1 protein-coding gene is annotated in these 225 nt (G+C 59.6%); it reads left to right on the top strand.

What is annotated here, in order from left to right:
• Nucleotides 1–5: 5 nt before the first annotated feature.
• A partial coding sequence (locus tag FNJ47_RS55830; protein WP_163163901.1) for a transposase occupies nucleotides 6–225 on the top strand: 220 nt, incomplete at its 3' end.

Genomic DNA, 225 nt, shown 5'->3' on the forward strand with positions numbered 1-225 from the left:
TTTCAATGATTCATGGGTGGTCGGCTCTTGGAGGGCTGACCATGGCGGGATGGGAAGACGAGCTCGAACGCTGGCTGATGCCGTTCTTGGACCGGCTGGGTCACAAGACCCGGCAGCGGATGTGTCCACTGTACGTTGCGGGATTGATCGGCCCTGGTGATCGCAAGAGCATTCAGCCGATGGCAGAACGCCTTGCCTCGGGCAGCTACGATCAGCTGCACCATT

The sequence above is a fragment of the Bradyrhizobium uaiense genome, assembly GCF_010811875.1.
Classification (GTDB): domain Bacteria; phylum Pseudomonadota; class Alphaproteobacteria; order Rhizobiales; family Xanthobacteraceae; genus Bradyrhizobium; species Bradyrhizobium uaiense.